General features: G+C 35.5%; 15 protein-coding genes. 12 read left to right on the forward strand and 3 right to left on the reverse strand.

Annotated features, from left to right (window positions below; all coding sequences use genetic code 11):
• The first annotated feature begins 34 nt into the window (after window positions 1–34).
• From ezrA to MUA87_RS05740, 7 genes are all read left to right on the forward strand, one after another.
• Window positions 35–1,738: a septation ring formation regulator EzrA gene (gene ezrA, locus MUA87_RS05710; protein ID WP_002481192.1), complete on the forward strand. Its 1,704-nt coding sequence runs from the start codon at window positions 35–37 to the stop codon at window positions 1,736–1,738.
• 141 nt (window positions 1,739–1,879) lie between these two features.
• Complete coding sequence (locus MUA87_RS05715) at window positions 1,880–3,019, forward strand: cysteine desulfurase family protein (protein WP_262551383.1); 1,140 nt, start codon at window positions 1,880–1,882, stop codon at window positions 3,017–3,019.
• On the forward strand, window positions 3,016–4,239 hold the full coding sequence (gene thiI / locus MUA87_RS05720; RefSeq protein WP_023015973.1) for a tRNA uracil 4-sulfurtransferase ThiI: 1,224 nt from the start codon (window positions 3,016–3,018) through the stop codon (window positions 4,237–4,239). The genes MUA87_RS05715 and thiI overlap by 4 nt, the downstream gene beginning before the upstream one ends.
• A 30-nt stretch (window positions 4,240–4,269) precedes the next feature.
• Entirely contained in the window at window positions 4,270–5,043 is a 774-nt protein-coding gene (locus MUA87_RS05725; protein WP_002481189.1) for a TSUP family transporter, read from the forward strand.
• Between the two features lie 197 nt (window positions 5,044–5,240).
• Window positions 5,241–5,741 (forward strand): thiol peroxidase, encoded by a 501-nt coding sequence (gene tpx, locus MUA87_RS05730; RefSeq protein WP_002481188.1) that lies wholly within the window; start codon window positions 5,241–5,243, stop codon window positions 5,739–5,741.
• 118 nt (window positions 5,742–5,859) lie between these two features.
• Window positions 5,860–6,807, forward strand: a complete 948-nt coding sequence (locus MUA87_RS05735; RefSeq protein ID WP_002481187.1) for a class I SAM-dependent methyltransferase — start codon at window positions 5,860–5,862, stop codon at window positions 6,805–6,807.
• A gap of 83 nt (window positions 6,808–6,890) precedes the next feature.
• Window positions 6,891–8,087, forward strand: a complete 1,197-nt coding sequence (locus MUA87_RS05740) for an acetate kinase (protein ID WP_002481186.1) — start codon at window positions 6,891–6,893, stop codon at window positions 8,085–8,087.
• Window positions 8,088–8,225: 138 nt separating this feature from the next.
• On the opposite strand, the gene MUA87_RS05745 is transcribed toward MUA87_RS05740, so the two are convergent.
• Window positions 8,226–8,729: a universal stress protein gene (locus MUA87_RS05745; protein WP_002481184.1), complete on the reverse strand. Its 504-nt coding sequence runs from the start codon at window positions 8,727–8,729 to the stop codon at window positions 8,226–8,228.
• A 206-nt stretch (window positions 8,730–8,935) separates the two neighbouring features.
• On the opposite strand from MUA87_RS05745, the gene ald reads away from it, so the two are divergent.
• Entirely contained in the window at window positions 8,936–10,051 is a 1,116-nt protein-coding gene (ald, locus tag MUA87_RS05750) for an alanine dehydrogenase (protein ID WP_023015972.1), read from the forward strand.
• A gap of 181 nt (window positions 10,052–10,232) precedes the next feature.
• Here the strand turns inward: ald and MUA87_RS05755 are convergent, their stop codons facing one another.
• Window positions 10,233–11,288, reverse strand: a complete 1,056-nt coding sequence (locus MUA87_RS05755) for a M24 family metallopeptidase (protein WP_002481182.1) — start codon at window positions 11,286–11,288, stop codon at window positions 10,233–10,235.
• A 142-nt stretch (window positions 11,289–11,430) separates the two neighbouring features.
• Here MUA87_RS05755 and MUA87_RS05760 point away from each other — a divergent pair, with 142 nt between their 5' ends.
• The gene (locus tag MUA87_RS05760; RefSeq protein WP_002481181.1) at window positions 11,431–12,120 is read left to right on the forward strand and encodes a metal-dependent hydrolase; all 690 of its coding nucleotides are present in this window, start codon (window positions 11,431–11,433) and stop codon (window positions 12,118–12,120) included.
• Window positions 12,121–12,171: 51 nt separating this feature from the next.
• Here MUA87_RS05760 and MUA87_RS05765 read toward each other — a convergent pair whose 3' ends face one another.
• A complete protein-coding gene (locus MUA87_RS05765; protein ID WP_002481180.1) occupies window positions 12,172–12,585 on the reverse strand; it encodes a universal stress protein in 414 nt (137 codons plus the stop codon).
• A gap of 223 nt (window positions 12,586–12,808) precedes the next feature.
• Between MUA87_RS05765 and MUA87_RS05770 the strand changes: the two genes are divergently transcribed.
• Genes MUA87_RS05770 through MUA87_RS05780 form a run of 3 tightly spaced genes read left to right on the forward strand, consistent with a single transcriptional unit; the run spans window position 12,809 to window position 18,311 of the window.
• Window positions 12,809–14,104, forward strand: coding sequence for a DRTGG domain-containing protein (locus tag MUA87_RS05770; protein ID WP_002481179.1), 1,296 nt, complete (start codon window positions 12,809–12,811; stop codon window positions 14,102–14,104).
• A gap of 35 nt (window positions 14,105–14,139) precedes the next feature.
• On the forward strand, window positions 14,140–15,078 hold the full coding sequence (locus MUA87_RS05775; protein WP_060804803.1) for a DHH family phosphoesterase: 939 nt from the start codon (window positions 14,140–14,142) through the stop codon (window positions 15,076–15,078).
• A gap of 32 nt (window positions 15,079–15,110) precedes the next feature.
• Entirely contained in the window at window positions 15,111–18,311 is a 3,201-nt protein-coding gene (locus MUA87_RS05780; protein WP_107578840.1) for a DNA polymerase III subunit alpha, read from the forward strand.
• Window positions 18,312–18,508: the final 197 nt, after the last annotated feature.

Below are 18,508 nucleotides of genomic sequence, written 5' to 3' on the forward strand. Positions count from 1 at the left end.
ATAATGAGAAGTGATTAAATAGGAGGAGAAAACAATGGCACTGTATATCATCTTAGCAATTATAATTATTGCACTTATAATTGTCGGTATCATGTTCTATCTCCGTTCTTCAAAACGTCAAGTGGTCGAAAAAACCGAAGAGCGCAAGATAGAGGTTGAGAAACTAACATTAGACGATCGTCTGAGAGAGTTGGACGATTTAACCCTTGAGGGTGAAACACAACTAGAATATGACCGCTTAAAGCGCGAATCATTAAAAAATACTAATGATAATTTAAGTCCGGTTGAAGAGAAAATTCATAATGCGGAAGAAAACTTTGATAAATTCAAATTTGCTGCAGCACAAGCTGAGTTAGACGATGCAAACGCATTAATGGATCGTTATGAAAGTCAACATGCAAAATTAACTGAAGAAGTTGAAAACATTTTAGCTTTGCATAAAGAAAGTGACCGCTTATTTGAAGAAAGCAAAGTTGCATACCGTGAAATGAAACGTGATGTTTTAGCAAACCGTCATCAATTCGGTGAAGCGGCAGCACCATTAGAAAAAGAAATTGAGTTGTTCGAACCAGAGCTTGTTAAGTATACTGAGTTAAAAGAAGAGGGGAACTACAAACAAGCTTATGAGCATATTAAAACGCTTAACGAAGACATCAATTACTTACAAAAAGATATGCAAGAAATTCCAGAATTAATCCGAGAAGCGCAAAAAGAACTTCCAGGTCAATTCCAAGACTTGAAATATGGTTGCAGAGACTTGAAAGTTGAAGGCTATGATTTAGACCATGTTAAAGTCGACAGTAACTTACAATCAATGAAAACAGAGTTGAGCTTTGTTGAGCCGATGATCAGTCGTTTAGAACTTGAAGAAGCAAACGACAAATTAAACGCTATCAATGATCAACTTGATGAAATGTATGATTTAATCGAGCATGAAGTGAAATCGAAAAATAAAGTAGATGAAACGAAAGAAGTTATCACAAATGACTTGTTCCGTGCGAAAGATACAAATTATACATTACAAACGGAAATTGAATATGTACGTGAAAATTACTATATCAATGAGACAGACATTCAAAATGTACGTCAATTTGAAAATGAAATTCAAAACTTGATTTCTGTTTATGATGAAATTTTAAGAGAAATGTCAAAATCGACAGTACGTTACAGTGAAGTTCAAGACAACTTAGCGTATATCGAAGATCACGTTAAAGTGATTAATGAAAAACAAGAAAAACTTCAAAATCATTTAATTCAATTACGTGAAGATGAAGCTGAAGCAGAAGATAACTTGTTACGTGTACAAAGTAAGAAAGAAGAAATTTATCGTAAGTTATTAGCTTCTAACTTAACAAGTGTTCCAGAACGCTTCATTATTATGAAAAACGAAATTGACCATGAAGTACGTGAAATCAATAGTCAGTTTGATGAACGTCCAATCCATGTGAAGCATTTGAAAGATAAAGTTACAAAAGTTGTCTTACAAATGAATAATTTCGAAAATGAAGCAATGGATGTTTTAGTCAATGCAGTTCTTGCTGAAAAATTAATCCAGTATGGTAACCGTTACCGTAAAGATGACAGCAGCATTGATAAGAGCTTGAATGAAGCAGAACGTCTATTTAAAAATAATAGATACAAACGTGCGATTGAAATTGCAGAACAAGCTTTAGATTCAGTAGATCCAGGGATTTCACAACGTATTGAAGATGAAGTTGTTTCACAAAGTCAAATTTAGTACTTTATACAAGAAGGCGAGAGCAGTATTTTGTTCTCGCCTTCTTTTTGCTTATTGAGAATTCATTGATTTGTGGTAAAATATTAAAATTGGAACAAAAGACTCAAAAAGATAGAATTCATTAAGTGGAAGTGACGAAATGTGATTTATTTAGATAATGCAGCGACTACAAAACCTGCACAAGATGTGTTAGACACCTTTGTTAAAGTCAACCAAGATTTATATTTTAATCCGAATAGTCCACACCAAGCAGGTTTGCAAGCTGAACAATTGTTGAAACAAGCGAAGTTACAAATCAACCAAATTCTGAACTTAGAAGATAGATACGATATTATTTTTACAAGTGGTGCGACAGAATCCAATAATATGGCATTAAAAGGTGCTGCTTATAACCGAAAACCTTATGCTGATGAAATTATTGTTTCTGTTTTAGAACATCCATCAGTGTTAGAAGTGATGCGTTACTTAGAAGAAGAAGGGTTTAAATTACGTTATGTGAATGTGACAAAAGCAGGCACCATTGATTTAGAACACTTAAAATCATTGATGAATCCGAATGTTGGTCTTGTCACATGTATGCACGTTAATAATATTACTGGCCAAATTCAACCGATTGAAGCGATTGCGGAAATACTTGAAGCGTATCCAAAAGCACATTTTCATGTGGATGCTGTGCAAGCTATCGGAAAAACTCCTTTACACTTTAATGGTGTAGACAGTGTTAGTTTTAGCGGTCATAAGTTTAATGGCTTAAAAGGACAGGGATTATTATTAGTACGTAATATTCATAACCTTGAACCTGTGATTCATGGCGGTGGCCAAGAATATGGTTTAAGAAGCGGAACAGTTAATTTACCGGTAGATATTGCGATTGTTAAAGCGTTGAAACATGCTGTAAGCGAACAAGAACAACTGAATTCAAGATTGACTGAATGGAATGAAGACTTACGAAACTTATTTAAAGCGTATCCAGGGGTACATGTGAATTCACCACATCAAAGTGCACCACATATTCTAAATGTTGGCTTTGATGGCGTGAAAGGGGAAGTATTAGTCAATGCTTTCTCAAAACAAGGTATCATGTTATCTACAACAAGTGCATGTTCATCAAAACATAGTCGTTTAAATGAAGTGTTACTAGCGATGGGGATCAGTGAATCAAGAATTGAAGGCAGTATTCGTATTTCTATGGGTGCAATAACGACTGAATCAGACATTGAAGGATTTAAAGAAGCGTTTAAAATTGTTTATGAAGAAATGAAGGAGTTGTTAAAGAAATGATCTATGATCATATTTTAGTGCGTTATGGTGAACTAACGCTTAAAGGTGCGAACCGAAAAATGTTTGTGAACCGCTTACGTTCAAATGTCAAACAGGCTTTAATGCCACTTCAAGGCTACCATGTTAAAGCAAACCGAGACAGAATGTATATTGAAGTCACACCTGAAGCGGATATCGAAGAAATTATGCGTCGTATTAGCCAAGTATTTGGTGTGAAGTCCATCAGTCCTGTGATGAAGCTTGAAAAAGATTTAGAAGTAGTGAAAAAACAAGCAAGTGAATTTGCGAAAGCCTATGCAGACGGAGATTCATTCAAAATCGATGTGAAACGTGCGGACAAGCAATTTCCATATGATACGTATCAATTACAACGTATGCTTGGCGGGGCAGTGTTAGAAAACAATGAACAAGTCCATGTAAATGTTAAACAACCAGATCATGTCATTAAAACAGAAGTACGCTTAGATGCAATTTATATTTATGACCGTGTGATTGATGGCGTTGGCGGATTACCAGTTGGTACAGGCGGTAAAACATTATTAATGTTGTCAGGCGGTATTGATTCACCAGTAGCAGGTATGGAAATCATGCGTCGTGGTGTAACAGTAGAAGCCATTCATTTCCATAGTCCGCCATTTACAAGTGAAAAAGCTAAAGAAAAAGTCATTGAACTAACGCGTATCTTAGCTGAACGTGTAGGGCCGATCAAATTGCACATCGTTCCATTTACAGAAGTTCAAAAACAAATTCATAAAGTAGTCCATGAACGCTATACTATGACATCTACAAGAAGAATGATGATGCGCATTGCTGATAAAGTGGTACATCAAATTGGCGCAGATGCGATTGTTAATGGTGAAAACTTAGGACAAGTTGCCAGCCAAACACTTAAAAGTATGTATGCGATTAACCATGTTACTTCAACGCCAGTCTTACGTCCATTATTAACTTTAGATAAAGAAGAAATTGTCATTAAAGCAAAACAATATGGTACGTTTGAAACTTCAATTCAACCATTTGAAGATTGCTGTACAATTTTCACTCCTAAAAATCCGGTTACAGAACCTGATTTTGAAAAGGTAGAACGCTATGAAAGTGTATATGACTTTAGTGAAATGATTGATCGTGCTGTAGAAGGTATTGAAACTATTGAAGTCACTAAAAATTATCAAAGTCAAAAAGACAAAACAACAGAAGCGTTAATGGAAGATTTATTCTAAGTAATATGTGAGTAAAAAGGGGTAAACATCGTGGAATGGGATTTGACACTGATATTAATCATAATTGTATTTGGATTTTTAGCTGCGTTTATTGATGCAGTAGTTGGTGGCGGTGGTTTAATATCTACACCGGCTCTACTTGCCATAGGTCTCCCGCCAGCAACTGCACTTGGAACAAATAAACTAGCAAGTTCATTTGGTTCTTTAACCAGTGCGATTAAGTTTATACGTTCCGGCAAGGTCGATTTGAAAATTGTAGGCAAGCTCTTCCCATTTGTCTTTTTAGCGGCAGTGGGTGGTGCGAGCTTGGCTTCCTTTTTACCAGCTTCAGTCTTAAAGCCGCTTGTCATAATCATCTTAACGATTGTGATGATTTATACACTCGTGCGTAAAGATTGGGGCAGTATACGAACATATCAAAAGCTTTCAACTAAAAAAGCGATTCTCTTTACAAGTGTACTATTACTGATCGGTTTTTATGACGGCTTTTTAGGTGGAGGCACAGGCTCGTTCATGTTGTTCACTTTACTGATAGTCGGATTTGATTTCTTAAGTGCTGCTGGTAACGCGAAAGTCCTTAATTTCGCTTCAAATATCGGTGCATTATTGCTATTTATGTTGCTAGGCAAAGTCGATTACGGGATCGGTTTGATTATGGCCTTCAGTATGATTGTCGGTTCCTATGCAGGTGCGCAATTTGCACTGAGACAAGGTGTCGGTTATGTCAGAGTATTGTTTGTCATCGTAACGAGTGCATTAATTCTTAAAAATATCTATGATTATATGCAGCAATGGTTTAATTAAAGTAAACTGCGTCTTAAACTGTACGCAGTTTACTTTTTGTTTATGACGATAAATCTTTCAATTCAAGGCATCTTCTACATGAAAAATAGTAAATAGTTCATTCAATCGAAGGATAAATATTGGAGTTGACGTGTTGATATCGGTATAATGGGGTAAAGAAAAAGTACTAACAAAATCTCAGGAGGTTGTTTATTAATATGGTACAAATTACATTCGGCGGAGATCCCGTTTCATTAGTAGGTAATGCAGTAGAAGAAGGGCAAGAAGCACCAGACTTCACAGTAGTAAACAATGATTTAGAAGAAGTTACACTTGCAGATTACGAAGGCAAGAAAAAACTAATCAGTGCAGTACCATCTATTGATACAGGGGTTTGTGATAAACAAACACGTAAATTCAACGAAGAAGCAGCATCAGAAGAAGGTGGCGTAGTGCTTACTATTTCTGAAGACTTACCGTTCGCTCAAAAAAGATGGTGTGCAGCAAGCGGTTTAGACAATGTTATTTTATTAAGTGACTACCAAAAACATTCATTTGGTAAAAACTTTGGCGTATTAATGGACGACTTACAATTATTAGCGCGTTCAGTATTCGTATTAGATAAAAATAACAAAGTTGTTTATAAAGAAATCGTGAATGAAGGAACAGACTTCCCTGATTTCGAATCTGCATTAAAAGCATATAGAGAATTAGACTAAAGTAAAGCAAGTATTTAAAGTAATTTTAAGTTAATAAATTTAGACCAGACTGCTCATAATTAGTGTAAGGATTTTAGATTCATTGATTATGAGCAGTCTTTTTAGGAAGGATTTTAAAATGGCTGAAGAACAAACAATTATGGAACGTTTGTTTCATGAATTAGATACTAAAACAAAAGAACTCAATAAAGAAAATGGTCAAAGTTTTATTGAGAACTTAGGGCTTGCGATGGAACAGATTTATCGTAATGACCGTGACTTATTAGAACAAGCAACACTAGCAGACCGACGTAAAGCTTTCCAATTTGCATATTTAAGCTTGTTGCAAGAACAAGATATTCAGGCAAATCACCAAATTACTCCTGACTCGATCGGCTTGATTCTTGGATTCTTAGTACAACAGTTTACACAAGATAAAAAAGAACTGAACATTGTTGATTTAACCAGCGGCAGTGGTCATTTAAGTGCAACTGTGCATGAAGTGTTAACAGAGCAGACATTAATGCATCATCTTGTTGAAGTGGATCCAGTGTTATCTCGTGTCAGTGTACATCTAGCGAATTTCTTGGAAATTCCTTTTGATGTTTACCCACAAGATGCGATATTGCCTTTACCGTTTGAAGAAGCGGATGTCGTGATTGGAGATTTGCCTGTAGGTTATTATCCAGTAGATGATCGCAGTCATGAAATGAAATTGGGATTTGAAGAAGGACATAGTTATGCGCATTTCTTATTAATTGAACAAGCAATTGAAGCGTTAAGAGGTGCAGGTTTTGCATTTTTAATTGTGCCTAGCAATATTTTTGAAGGTGAACATGTAAAACAGCTCGAAAAATTCATTGCAACAGATACAGAAATGCAAGCATTCTTGAACTTACCGAAAACTTTGTTCAAAACTGAGCAATCTCGCAAATCAATCCTGATTTTACAGAAAAAAGAACGCGAGGTAACGCATGCTGTTGAAGTGTTGTTGGCCAATATACCAGATTTTAAATCTCCGCAACAGTTTCAAGGATTTTTAAAAGAATTGTCAGAATGGCTGCAACAAAATCATCACAAAAAATAAACTGTAATAATCTTGAAATTGAACTGTATTAATGGTTAAATAGATATGGTAAAAGAAAATGTAAATATTGGAGGCATAGTTTTATGTCAAAATTAGTGTTAGCAATTAACGCAGGTAGTTCATCACTGAAATTCCAACTTATAGAAATGCCTGAAGAAAAATTAATAAGTAAAGGTTTAATTGAGCGTATCGGCCTTAAAGGCTCAAAAATCACAGTAGAATTTAATGGTCAAAAGTATACTGATGAAAAAGAAATCAGCGACCACGTAAAAGCTGTTGATTTAATGTTGGATAGCTTGATTAACCACGGTATTATTCGTGACATCAATGACATTGATGGTACAGGACACCGTGTTGTTCATGGTGGGGAATTATTCCCTGAATCTGCGTTAGTTACAGACGAGGTAGAGAAACAAATTGAATCATTGACAGAATTAGCACCACTTCACAATCCAGCAAACTTAATGGGTATTCGTGCATTCCGAAAATTATTGCCGAATATTCCACATGTTGCAGTGTTTGATACATCATTCCATCAAACAATGCCAGAACAAGCATATTTATACAGCTTGCCATTCCATTACTATAAAGACTATGGCATCCGTAAATATGGTTTCCACGGTACAAGCCATAAATATGTATCACAACGTGCTGCTGAAATTTTAAATCGTCCAATTGAGGAATTACGTATTATTTCTTGTCACATCGGTAACGGTGCTTCTATTGCGGCAATCGATGGCGGCGAATCAGTAGATACTTCAATGGGCTTCACACCATTAGCAGGTGTTACAATGGGTACACGCTCTGGTGATATTGACCCAGCATTAATTCCATATATTATGGAAAAAACAGGTAAAAACGCTGAAGAAGTGTTAGATATCCTAAATAAAGAATCAGGTTTATTAGGTATCTCAGGTACTTCAAGTGACTTACGCGACTTAGAACAAGATGCAGATGAAGGTAAAACACGTGCACAATTAGCACTAGATGTATTTGCTTCACGTATCCACAAATATATTGGTTCTTATACAGCGAAAATGCACGGTGTAGATGTTATTGTCTTCACTGCAGGTGTCGGAGAAAACTCTGACGAAGTGCGTGGTCGTGTATTAGAAGGTTTAGAATTCATGGGTGTTTATTGGGATCCTAAGAAAAACGAACAAATTCATGGTTCAGAAGGATTTATCAACTACCCACATTCACCAGTTAAAGTATTAGTTATTCCAACAAACGAAGAAGTTATGATTGCACGTGATGCAGTTAAATTCGGTAGTTTATAATTGATAAAATTCATCCAGTTAATAGGGGAGATAACCTTGTTAACTGGATTTTTTTGCGTAATGATAATTTTTAAAGTAATAAAAAAACCGATCAGTTATTAACTGACCGGTTAAACACTCATAGTAAAAGCAAATTAATTATCTTGCTTGATATTGTTTACGTAATTCTTCAGTTGCTACTTGAGGTTCGAAATCTTCAGGCATTTCTTCTGTACGAACTACTAGAACATCACAAGGTGAATGACGAACAATAGCTTCTGAAACAGATCCTACGATAAAGCGTTCTACCGCATTCAAACCAGAAGTACCGCAAATAACTAAGTCTGCTTTGACTTCTTGTGCGATTTTTTTAGGAATGATTGCTTTAGGTGAACCAAATTCAAGGAGTGTTTCAACGTCTTCCACGCCTTCTTTTTGGGCAAAATCTTTATAACCTCTAAGTAATTCTTCAGCGAATTGTTTAGATTTTTCAGTGAACTGAACATCATAAACTTCGTATGAAGTATATGTTCTAGAGTCAATAACATTAGTGATGATAAGTTTAGCGTTGTTACGTTTCGCTACTTCCACCGCTTTATTGAATGCCCATTCAGCTTCTTGTGATCCATCTACTGCGATTAAAATATTTTTATAAGTTAACATCGTACATGACCTCCTTCTTCTATTCACTTATATTTTACCACATTGACAGAATATTAGAAATAAAAGTAGCGATTGAATTTTTATAATTGATTGAATTTTATGAATATCTTATCTTTCATGATAACTTAATCTTATCATCCTTTTCCAACCGTAATGATTGCGCTTTCAGCATATAAGCGTTAGGATAAGGATGGGAGGTGTACGGAATGAAAATAGGTATTCCAAAAGAGATAAAAAATAATGAAAACAGAGTAGGTTTATCACCAAGCGGTGTTCATGCTTTAGTTGAAGCAGGGCACACAGTTAAAGTAGAGAGCAGCGCAGGTGAAGGTTCATTCTTTACAGATGAGGATTATAAAGACGCAGGTGCAACAATTGTTGATGGACCTGGCGAAGCTTGGGATGTTGAAATGGTTATCAAGGTTAAAGAACCAATTGAACCAGAATACAAATATTTCAAGAAAGATTTAATCTTATTCACTTATCTACACTTAGCAAACGACGAAACATTAACAAAAGAACTTGTTGATAATGAAGTCGTTGCGATTGCATACGAAACGGTGCAATTACCAGATAGATCATTACCATTATTAACGCCAATGAGTGAAGTTGCAGGTAGAATGGCGACACAAATCGGTGCGCAATTCTTGCAAAAATTCTATGGCGGTATGGGCGTATTGCTAGGAGGAATTCCTGGTGTACCTAAAGGTAAAGTCACAATTATCGGTGGCGGCCAAGCAGGTACAAACGCAGCGAAAATCGCTTTAGGCTTAGGTGCCGACGTAACAATCTTAGACGTTAATCCAAAACGTTTACAAGAACTTGATGATTTATTCGGCGGACGTGTGCATACAGTTATGTCTAACCCGCTTAATATCGAACAAAATGTTACGCAAAGTGATTTAGTTGTCGGTGCGGTATTAATTCCAGGCGCTAAAGCACCAAAACTTGTAACTGAACAAATGGTTAAAGACATGAAAGACGGTGCTGTATTGGTAGATATCGCTATCGACCAAGGTGGTATCTTCGAAACATCTGACCACGTTACAACGCATGATGATCCAACTTATGTTAAACATGGTGTGGTTCACTATGCAGTAGCAAATATGCCAGGTGCGGTACCACGTACTTCTACAATTGGTTTAAACAATGCGACATTACCTTATGCGCTACAAATCGCAAACAAAGGTTATTTACAAGCATTGAAAGATAACCAACCATTATCTTTAGGATTGAATGTGTACGACGGTAAAGTTACAAATGAAGGTGTAGCTAACACGTTTGATCTTCCGTATACACCAGTAGATCAAGCATTAAATTAATTATTAATTTAATGGGATGTAAGGAGCGTATAAAGCTCTGAAAACATCAAAAATGACGCCATCTCATTGCTGTTTGGGGTATAAACAGCGATGGGGTGGCGTTTTTCTATACTTAAAAATTTTTCAGCTCATAAAAAAGGTGGAGTATTCGTACTCCACCTTAAATCAATACTCTCTCTCATTATTTATCATAATGTGTTAAGACTTCATTTCCATCTTCAGTGACTAAGATGTCGTCTTCGATACGGACACCCACTTCACCAGGAACATAAACACCAGGTTCAACTGTGACAACCATACCTGGAACAAATTGATTTGTGTTGAATCCAGCAACATCTTGATATTCATGTTCTTCTAAGCCTAAACCGTGGCCAAGACGGTGTACGAAGTATTCACCATAACCAGCATCAGCAATAATACCGCGTGCTTTTCTGTCTACGTCACCAATAACTACGCCCGGTTTAATCATGTCAATTGCAGCTTTTTCAGCTTCTAATACAACATTATAAACAGATTGTGCTTTTTCGCTTGGGTTACCGAAAGCTACTGTTCGTGTCATATCTGAGCAATAGTTTTCATAAATAACACCTAAGTCGAATAAGACATATTCATCTTTTTGAAGTTGGCGATCACCAGGAATACCATGTGGTGAAGCAGCATGGTCACCAAATAAGACCATTGTATCGAAACTCATTGCGCTGACACCGTATTTTGTTTGAATTTCATACTCAATATGACGTACCACTTGTTTTTCTGTTACGCCTTCTTCTAAGAAATCTACTCCGATTTCAATACATTTATCAGCAAGTCTTGCAGCTTCTTTGATTTTGTCAATTTCCTCAGGAGTTTTGACATTACGTAAATCTTTGATTGTTTGGTCAATTGAACCGAATGTTTCAACACCAAATCCTTCAATTAATTCTTTTTGACGTTTTAATGTCAGATGATCTTCTTCCACAAGAATTTTATCAAAGTTGTAATCTACAAGCTTAAATGGATCTTCACCATCAGCATTACCGACAACTTTACCAGTGAACGGAGAGGCTTTAACCTCTTCTACTTCTAATTTAGGGACAAATAAAACTTCTTCACCCTCAGCAGTAATTAGCAAGGCTAATAAACGTTCGTGGGGATCGCTTAAGTAGCCAGAAAAGTAGAATACGTTAAGCGGTGTCGTAATCCAAGCAGCCCCTGCATCTTGATTACGTATTTCATTAACAATTTCTTCTGTTTTCAAAATTCTTCAACCTCCATTCGTATGATTAACTTTATTTTAAGTCAAAGCGGTTCAGAATTCAAAAGGCAATGGTGTCATTTAGACTAAAGTGGGGTAAATGTTATACTAGAGTTGAGATTGAAGCATAAGGGGGCTTTTTAAAATGGAATTATCATTTCATGGACAATCAACAATCTATTTTGAAGCAAACGGCAAGAAAGTCATCGTAGATCCATTTATTACTGGTAATGATTTATCAGATTTAAATGCAGAAGATTTAGAGGTAGATTATATTATTTTAACGCATGGTCACGCAGACCACTTCGGTGATACTGTGAAAATTGCGCAAAAAAATAATGCGACAGTTGTCGGCCTTGCGGAAGTTGCAGATTATTTATCAACTGCACAAGGTGTAGAAAATGTACACCCAATGAATATCGGAGGTAAATGGGAATTTGACTTTGGAACAGTTAAGTATGTACAAGCGTTCCATAGTTCAAGTATCACAAATGAAAACGGTATTCCAGTTTATTTAGGTTCTTCAACTGGTTTGATTTTAGAAATTGAAGGCAAAACGATTTATCACTGCGGTGACACTGGCTTATTCAGTGATATGAAATTAATCGCAGATCGTCATCCAGTGGATGTATGCTTTGTACCAATCGGTGATAACTTCACAATGGGTATTGAAGATGCCAGCTACGCGATCAACGAGTTTATCAAACCGAAAATCACTGTACCTGTGCATTACAACACATTCCCATATATTGAACAAGATCCTGAAGAATTCAAGAAATTGGTTAAAGAAGGCGAAGTACAAATCTTAAAACCAGGTGAAGCTGTAGAATTCTAATAACACAGATAATAAAAATGCTTGTACAACTCAATGTACAAGCATTTTTCATTATTTTACAATCAATACTGGGATATGAGCACGTTTTGCGACTTTATGGCTGACGCTGCCTAGCACAAATTTCTTTTGCTCTTGTGCTTTACGGTTACTTACTACTAAAATGTCATAATCACCACTGTTCGCAAACTTAACAAGTTCTTCTTTTGGATTACCGCGTACAATGATTTCATCGTATTCGATACCGTATTCATCAAGAATATCACGTGTTGGTTGTAATTCTTGACTACGCGCTTTTGTTAAATCGTTTAAATGTGTGCCGCCCTTAATAGATGCTTGTGCATCTTGTTCAGTGATCGCATTTAATAATGTGACAATTGTGCCTTCACCAGACAATTTTCTGATATTAGCTAATGCTTTTTTGTTTTCTAAATCAGTATCAACGCCGAGTAAAATATTTTTATACATTCTCAATCCCTCCTTAATACATATTCTAATAAAAATGTGTCAACTTTTCCAATTAAATTTATTGTCAACTTAACAAACCGTATTTAAATTACAAAATGTCAACTATTGAGTTAGGTACTCCACCTATAACATGTTAAAATTCAAGAGAGATTAACTTCGATTTTTAGACTGAATCAAGTTATAATTAATAAGAAGAGTAAGCAGAGAATGAGGGAAGTAAGTAATGACAAAACATGAACAGATTCTTGCACACATTGAATCACTCGCTGTGGGTCAGAAAATATCTGTCCGTAAAATAGCAAAAGATTTAGAGGTATCTGAAGGAACAGCTTACCGTGCAATTAAAGATGCTGAACAACTTGGACTCGTCGCTACCATAGATCGAGTCGGAACTGTGAGAATAGAAAAGAAAACTAGAGAAGAAATCGAACATTTAACGTTTGGTGAAATTGTTAAAATTATTGATGGTCAGGTACTTGCAGGTCGTAACGGTCTTCATAACACGCTGACTAAGTTTGCTATTGGTGCCATGAAATTAGAAAATGTGGTTAAATATCTGACTAAAAATACTTTGTTGATTGTCGGTAATAGGACGGATGTACAATTAGAAGCATTGAGACATGGCAGTGCAGTGTTGATTACAGGTGGTTTTAGTACAACACCTGAAATTAAACGTTATGCAGATCAACATGATTTGCCTATCTTATCGTCTAATTACGATTCATATTTAGTTGCGAATATGATTAACCGTGCGATGTATAATCAGATCATTCGTAAAGAAATTTTAATTGTTGAAGATATTGTTAAACCTGTCACTGAAGAGACTGTATTGAAAGAAACAATGAAAGTTGCAGATGTTAAAAGTCGTTCGCAAGAGACAGGACATTCAAGATTTCCAGTTGTCGATGATGACTTTAAATTAGTGGGGATTGTGACAAGTAAAGATATTATTGCAAAAGATTCAGAAGAATATCTTTATAAAGTAATGACAAAACCGGTATTAAATGTGCAAGTGTCTACAACTGTTGCGACATGTGCGCATATGATGATATGGGAAGGTATTGAATTGCTGCCGGTCACGACAATCAATAAGAAATTACTTGGCGTAGTATCACGTGAAGATGTTCTGCGTGCTATGCAATTATTAGGACGTCAACCGCAAGTAGGGGAAACTATCAATGATCAAGTCGGCAAGTACATTTCAATTAATAAAGATAAAATTACTGTAGATGTTGCACCCCAACTGACAAGCCAATACGGGACGTTAAGTAAAGGTGCTTTTGTCGCAATTATTGAAGAAACGATTCGCTATAAAATGCGTCAAATAAAAAAACAAGAAGTTATGATTGAAAGTTTAAGTATTATTTATATGAAGACAGTTTCTATTGAAACAGAACTTGAAATTAATTATGACATGTTAGATGTTGGGAGACACTTTGCTAAAATTGAGGTCAGCATGCGTGAAGGACAACAAGATGTAGCTAAAGCATTGATTATTTGTCAAATGCTAGAAAGCTGATGTACTGCATCAACAGATAATGAAGGAGTAATGATATGAATACATTTAATGAAATTATGAACCGAATTGAACAAGAAGATACAATTATTATCCATAGACATGTGCGACCAGATCCAGATGCCTATGGTTCTCAATTAGGTTTAAAATCTTATTTACAATTAAAATTTCCAGATAAAAAAGTCTATGCTGTAGGTGAAAGTGAGCCTTCTTTAGATTTTATGGGAACATTTGATGCAGTAAGTGATGATACTTATAAAGAAGCATTAGTCATCGTATGTGATACAGCTAATGCGCCTCGTATTGATGATCAACGTTTTGCTAATGGTAAAGGTTTAATCAAAATTGATCACCATCCTGCATTAGATCAATATGGCGAGTTAAATTATGTGAACACTGAAGCTTCATCAACAAGTGAAATCATCTTTGATATCATTGCGCATTTTAATGATACATCCATCATTGATGCAGAAACAGCACGCTTACTGTATTTAGGTATCGTTGGCGATACAGGTCGTTTCTTATTCAGCAATACAAGTGCGCATACAATGGAAGTTGGGGCACAACTTTTAAAATATCCATTTGACCACACTGCAGAATTGAATAAAATGGCTGAAAAAGATCCTAAACTTATGCCATTCCAAGGCTATGTGCTACAAAACTTTGAAATGAATGACAACGGCTTTGCGAAAGTTCAAATTACACAAGATGTTTTAAAACAATTTGATATTAAACCGAACGAAGCTTCTCAATTTGTAAATACAATTGCTGATTTACGCGGTTTAAAAATTTGGGTCTTTGCAGTTGATGAAGGCGAAGATATTCGTTGTCGTCTGCGTTCTAAAAAAGTTGTTATCAATGACGTCGCACAACAATTTGGAGGCGGCGGACACCCGAATGCATCTGGTGTTACAGTTTATAGTTGGGAAGAATTTGATCGTTTAGCAGAAGCCTTAAATCAAAAATTAATAGACTAACTGCACAATATTAAAAAGGGAGGGACAAAATTATGAAGGCACATCTAAATATCCACACTGCGTATGATTTGCTAGAATCTAGTCTACGTGTTTCTGACATTGTTGAAAAAGCAGTCGCAGAAGGCTATCAATCGTTGGCACTGACTGATAGAAATGTCTTGTATGCTGTCCCTCAATTTTATGATGCATGTAGACAAGCAGACATCAAACCCATTATCGGTATGACTGTAGATTTAAGTGATGGCTTAACAGAGTTAGAAACAGTATTATTAGCTAAAAATAATCAAGGATTAAAATCGTTATATCAACTTTCTTCAGCAATTAAAATACAAGATAAACGTACGATTTCTACAGAATGGCTAAAACATTACCAAAATGATTTAGTCATTATTTTTAAGCGTATCAATGCTGAACAAATGAATTTAGCGGAAATGTTTAGTGAACACGCAGATGTATTCACGGATCATTTAAGCAGCGGTGCAGCAGAACAATTAGATTTAAATCAAGTGTGGATGCAAGAAGCAAAATATCTTGATGAAGCAGATGCTGAAACTGTCAGTGCATTGCAAGCAATTAAAAATAATAAAGCGTTAGACTTGGTAAATACAGGTAGCGAACAGCATGCCCATTTATATAGCCAAGCTGATATAGATAGCTTGAGTTTATCTCAAGACATTATTGATAATACAAATGACCTTGCTGATCAATGTAATATTACGATTGAATATCATCAATCACTGTTACCACAGTATGATACACCTGAAGGTACTTCATCTAAAGAATACTTATACCAATTATTAGATAATGCTATTAAACGTATGAACTTAGATACTCCTCAGTATAGAAAACGTTTAGATTATGAGTTCGATGTCATTACGAAAATGGGGTACGAAGATTATTTCCTAATTGTAAGCGATCTGATTCATTACGCGAAAACACAAGATGTCATGGTCGGTCCAGGTCGTGGTTCATCTGCAGGTTCTCTAATCAGTTACTTGTTGAATATCACAACGATTGACCCATTAAAATATAACTTATTATTTGAGCGATTTTTAAATCCCGAACGTGTCACAATGCCAGATATTGATATCGACTTTGAAGATACAAAACGTGAACGTGTGATTGAATATGTACAACAAAAATATGGAGATTACCATGTTTCAGGTATTGTGACATTCGGACATTTACAAGCGAAAGCAGTCGCAAGAGATGTAGGACGTATTATGGGGTTTGAAGAAAAAACACTCAGTGAAATTTCACATTTAATTCCGTCTAAATTAGGTATAACTTTAAATGAAGCTTATGACACACAAGCATTTAAAGACTTTGTGCATCGCAATCATAGGCATGAAATGTGGTTCAAACTCAGTAGGAAATTAGAAGGATTGCCGAGACATACATCAACGCATGCGGCAGGCATTATTATTAACGAACGCCCATTATATCAATATGTACCATTATTAATGGGAGATACGGGTCTATTAACACAGTGGACAATGACTGAAGACGAACGACTTGGTTTGTTGAAAATCGACTTTTTAGGTCTGAGAAATTTATCCATCATTCACCAAATCATCAATCAAGTAAAGAAAGATTTAAATATCGATATTGATATAGAATCTATTCCTTTTGATGATGAGAAAGTATTTAAAATGTTGTCATTAGGGGAAACAACCGGATTATTCCAATTAGAATCAGACGGTGTCAGAGATGCGTTAAGACGTTTACAGCCGCAACATTTTGAGGACATTGTCGCAATGACTTCTTTATATCGCCCAGGTCCAATGGAAGAAATACCGACATATATTGCTAGACGTCATGACCCATCTAAAGTGGCCTATCTTCATCCTGATTTAGAACCGATATTAAAATCCACATACGGTGTTATTATTTATCAAGAACAAATCATGCAGATTGCAAGTAAGTTCGCAGGGTTCAGTTATGGAGAAGCGGATATTTTACGTCGAGCAATGAGTAAAAAGAATCGGGCTGTGTTGGAAAATGAACGTCAACACTTTGTAGAAGGTGCCAGTCGAAATGGCTACTCAGAACAATTAAGTAAACAAATCTTTGATTTAATTCTTAAATTCGCAGATTATGGTTTCCCACGTGCTCATGCGGTGAGTTATTCTAAAGTCGCCTATACGATGGCGTATTTAAAAGTACATTATACTAATTATTTTTATGCCAATATTTTAACGAATGTGATTGGCAGTGAGAAAAAGACTGAACAGATGATTGCTGAAGCTAAAACGATGAACTTAAAGATTTTACCTCCAGACATCAATGAAAGTCATTGGTATTATAAAGCAGCTGAACAAGGTATTTATTTATCTTTAGGTACCATCAAAGGTGTCGGTTATCAAAGTGTTAAAGCCATTGTAGATGAGCGTTATCAAAATGGTCGATATAAAGATTTCTTTGATTTTACACGCCGTTTATCTGGGCGTGTTAAAACACGTAAGTTATTAGAAGCGCTCATATTAGTGGGAGCATTTGATCAATTCGGTGAAACACGTGCAACCTTATTAGGAACATTAGATGAGGTTTTAGATTCATCAAGTCAAGTCGAACAAGATGCTTTGATTTTTGACTTTGTGACACCGAAATTAGAGTACCAACAAAAAGAAGAGTTGCCTGATTTAGCATTAAGTAACTTTGAAAAAGAATACTTAGGATTTTATATTACAAAACATCCAATGGAAAAATTGTTTGATTCAAAACAGTTTTTAGGCATTTATAAATTAAACAATGCGAACAATCATCAACCTGTACTTGTACAAATGGACACACTGAGACGTATTCGTACAAAAAAAGGGCAACAGATGGCTTTTGCGACTTTAAATGATGGTGAGCACACGTTAGATGGTGTTATTTTCCCTGATACTTTTCAACGTTATGAAACACTTCTATTAGAAGAAAAACCGTTTATTGTAAAAGGGAAATTCGAAAATAGAAATCAAAAGCATCAATTAATTATTAATGAAATACAAGATTTAGATGCATATGAAAAAACGATGTTTGAAAAAGCAACACGTATTATACTCAGAAAAATTAATGTTGATGATTTAGAATTTGATACTGAACCATCTGAAACACATCAACAACTTCCAATATATTTTTATGATGAACAGTCAAACCAAATGCGGCAAGTTGGAAGAATTGAACGTGATGTTGACACGATTGAAAGATTGGTTGAACAAATTGATCCTGAAAATATTCGCTTAATGTAATAGAAGTCTGTGACAATGGATTGCATTAGTTACAGACTTTTAAAACTTTTAAGCAATTCATCGACAAAATTAAGGAAATTAATAATTTGACCCATGAGAATCAGTGAAACAGTGACATCTGTGTTATAATCAGTACATAAAATTCAGAGTAGTACTAAAACCAAAAGTTTATTGTAAATTTTCGGTAAAAATAATAA

This window comes from Staphylococcus simulans (genome assembly GCF_025561465.1).
Classification (GTDB): Bacteria; Bacillota; Bacilli; order Staphylococcales; family Staphylococcaceae; genus Staphylococcus; species Staphylococcus simulans.